A 3426-nucleotide genomic window follows, 5' to 3' on the forward strand; every position below is an offset into this window, starting at 1 on the left:
GAGGCGACCTTCTCCAGCTCCGCGGACGCTGCCTTGGCCGATGCCAGCCCCTCCGGCGACAATGCCTTCAAGATCGAGCTTGCCCGCCGCATCGTGGTCAGGGCGCTGATATCTGCGCTTTCGGGAACGCCCGAGCGTCTGCCAGCCCTTCCTGCCTCCCCGTTCTCGAACATTCCCGGAGCGCGCCATGTCGCTTGAACTCAGCCTCAACCAGCAACCCGCCCATGCCCGGCAGGGCTCCAGCATCGGCCAGCCGCTGACCCGCCGCGACGGCTTTCTGAAAGTCACCGGAGCCGCGCGCTATGCCGCCGACAACCACCCGCCCGGCATGCTCTACGCCGTGCTGGCGGTCAGCAGCATCGCGCGCGGCCGCGTTGCCGCTCTGGATATCGAGGCGGCCAAGGCGCACCAGGGCGTGGTCGAGGTGATGACGCCCAAGAACCGGCCGGCGCTCGCCGCTGACCCGGACGCCAAGGACCACCCCTTCATGTTCCGGCTCGACCTGCTGCAGAACGATCAGGTCCGCTACCCCAACCAGAGCATCGCCGTGGTGATCGCCGAGACGCTGGAGGCGGCAACCGAGGGGGCGGCTTTGCTGTCGCCGCGCTATGAAGTGCTGCCGGCGCGCGTTGGCCTCGACGGCGCTGAAAGCTTCGTGCCGCGTGGTGTCGGTGTCGGCGGTCCGGCCGTGCAGCACAAGGGCGATGTCGAGGCCGGCCTCAAATCCGCAAAGACGCGGATCGAAGCCACCTACGAGACGCCGGCCCAGTACCACAACGCCATGGAGCCGCATGCGATCGTCGTCGCCTGGGATGGCGACACACTGTCGATCGACACACCGAGCCAGGGCCTTGCCATGGCGCAGGGCCGCATCGCCGGCCTGTTCGGCATCGCGCCGGAAAACGTCCACATCCGCAGCCCGTTCCTGGGTGGCGGCTTCGGTTCGAAAGGCATGATCTCCGGGCCGCAGGTGCTCGGCATCCTGGCGGCGCGCCTCGTTGGCCGTCCGGTCAAGCTGGTGCTGCGGCGTGAGCAGATGTACGGCCCGGTCGGCCACCGTGCGCCGACGCGCCAGACGCTGCGCATGGGCATGGATGGCGAAGGGCGGCTGACGGCACTCGACCATCACGCCAAGACTGCGTCGAGCACGTTCGACGATTTCTTCGAACCGGCGGCGGATGCCTCGCACACGCTCTATGCCAGCCCGGCCATCGCCACCTCGCACGATGCGGTGCGGTTGGACACCGGCACCCCGCTGTTCATGCGGGCGCCCGGCGAAGCGACCGGCTCGATCGCACTCGAAAGCGCCATCGATGAGGCGGCACACGCCTGCGGCATGGACCCGCTGGAGTTCCGGCTGCGGAACTATGCCGAGGTCGAGCCCATGACCGGCAAGCCGTTTTCTTCCAAGGCGCTGCGCGAGTGCTACAGGCAAGCGGCCGAGACGTTCGGCTGGGCGAGCCGCCTGCTTCAGCCGCGGCTGATGCGCGACGCGGACGGTTTCCTGACCGGCTGGGGCATCGGCACGGCGACGTTTCCGGCCCTGATGTTCCAGGCCGAGGCCCGCGCCGTGCTGAGAAGCGATGGCAGCGGCCTGATGGAGACCGGCGCGCAGGACATGGGGCAAGGCGCCTGGACCGCCTTCGCCCAGATCGCCGCCGACGGACTGGGACTGGATATCGACCAGGTCGATTTCAGGGCCGGCAGTTCCGATCTGCCCAATGCAGGCATTGCCGGCGGCTCCGGCCACACGGCGACGGCCGGCATGGCGATCCACAATGCGGGTGCCGCCGTCATCGCCAGGCTCGCCGATCTCGCCACCGGTGACGAGCACTCACCGCTCTACGGCGCCGGCAATGAAGGCGTGCTGGCGCGCGGCGGTCGCCTCTATCGGCGCGACGATGAAAGCCGCGGTGAAAGCTATGCCGAAATCCTCACGCGCGCGGGCCTCACCGAGATCGAGGGCCATGGCAAGGGCGCTGCGGACCCGGCATCCCAGGAAACCTATGCCAAGCACGCGCATGGCGCCGTGTTCGCCGAGGTGAAGGTCGATCCGGATTTCGGCCAGATCCGTGTCACAAGGCTGGTCGGCGCGTTCGCCGCCGGGCGGGTCATCAATCCCAGGCTGGTGCGCAGCCAGTATTATGGCGGCATGATCTGGGGCGTCTCGTTCGCGCTGCATGAGGAAGCCATCACCGACCGGCGCTCTGGCCGGATCCAGAATGCCAACCTCGCCGAATATCATGTCCCGGTGAATGCCGACGTTCCGTCGGTCGAGGCGCTGCTGGTCCACGAGGACGACCCTCACGTCAACGCACTCGGCATCAAGGGGGTCGGCGAAATCGGCATCACCGGCACGGCCGGCGCCGTCGCCAATGCGGTCTGGCATGCGACCGGCGTGCGGCCGCGGCGCTTTCCGATCCGCATCGAAGACCTGCTGGGGTGAGGTGAGATCCGCCTAGCGGACGGGAAGCCAATTGCTCGGCTTCCCGTCCGACGAACGGTGAAGGCCCGGTCCGCCTTCGGGCGGATCAAAAGGTCCAGGGGGCCTTTAAAAAGGGCCGAACGCCCGAAGGTCCGGAGCGACAGCGAAGGGCCGGACAGCGGGCGCCAGGTCCCCCGCCGGCCCACCATGAGATCAACCGACTTCGCGTCAAGCAACTGGAGCCAGGCGCCCATGACAAAAACAACAATCCCAGTTCATCTCGATATCAACGGCCGTCATCACGATCTGCAACTCGAGCCGCGCGTCACGCTGCTCGATGCCTTGCGCGACCGCCTCGGCCTGACCGGAACCAAGAAGGGCTGCGACCACGGCCAGTGCGGCGCCTGCACCGTGCATGTCGACGGCGAGCGCGTGCTGGCCTGCCTGACGTTGGCCGCCCAAGCCGAAGGCCGCACCGTCACCACCATAGAGGGGCTTGCACGGGAGGGCGAAATGCATCCCGTGCAGGCTGCCTTCCTCGAACAGGACGCCTTCCAGTGCGGCTATTGCACGCCGGGCCAGATCATGTCGGCGGTCGCCTGCATTCGTGAGGGCCATGCTGGCTCCGACGACGAGATCCGCGAATACATGGCCGGCAATCTCTGCCGCTGCGGCGCCTATCCGCACATCGTCGCCGCTGTCCGCCAGGCAGCATTGGAGGCTGCATCATGAGGGATTTTTCCTATGTGCGCGCCAATTCGCTCGCTGCGGCACGCCAGGCGGCCGCCCTGCCCGGCGCCATGCTGCTCGCCGGCGGCACCACGCTGATCGACCTCGCCAAATGCGGCGTCGCCGAGCCCGAGACGCTGGTCGACATCACCCATCTCAAGGGGTTGGACAGGATCGAGATGAATGAACGCGGCGCCACCATCGGCGCGCTGGCCAGGATGAGCCGTGTCGCCGACCATGCCGACATCAAGATCCACTTCCCAGCCGTCTCC

At 67.6% G+C, this 3426-nt stretch carries 3 protein-coding genes and 1 pseudogene; all 4 read left to right on the forward strand.

What is annotated here, in order from left to right:
* Positions 1-198 (forward strand): annotated as a pseudogene (locus tag EN906_RS27550) (xanthine dehydrogenase family protein subunit M); the annotation flags it as partial.
* Entirely contained in the window at positions 188-2446 is a 2259-nt protein-coding gene (locus EN906_RS27555; RefSeq protein WP_127267452.1) for a xanthine dehydrogenase family protein molybdopterin-binding subunit, read from the forward strand. The pseudogene EN906_RS27550 and the gene EN906_RS27555, both read left to right, overlap by 11 nt.
* 231 nt (positions 2447-2677) lie before the next feature.
* Positions 2678-3157, forward strand: a complete 480-nt coding sequence (locus EN906_RS27560) for a (2Fe-2S)-binding protein (RefSeq protein WP_127267453.1) — start codon at positions 2678-2680, stop codon at positions 3155-3157.
* On the forward strand, positions 3154-3426 hold a 273-nt coding region (locus tag EN906_RS27565), incomplete at its 3' end, for an FAD binding domain-containing protein (protein ID WP_206529181.1). The genes EN906_RS27560 and EN906_RS27565, both read left to right, overlap by 4 nt.

The sequence above is a fragment of the Mesorhizobium sp. M7A.F.Ca.CA.004.06.1.1 genome, from assembly GCF_003999135.1.
Classification (GTDB): domain Bacteria; phylum Pseudomonadota; class Alphaproteobacteria; order Rhizobiales; family Rhizobiaceae; genus Mesorhizobium.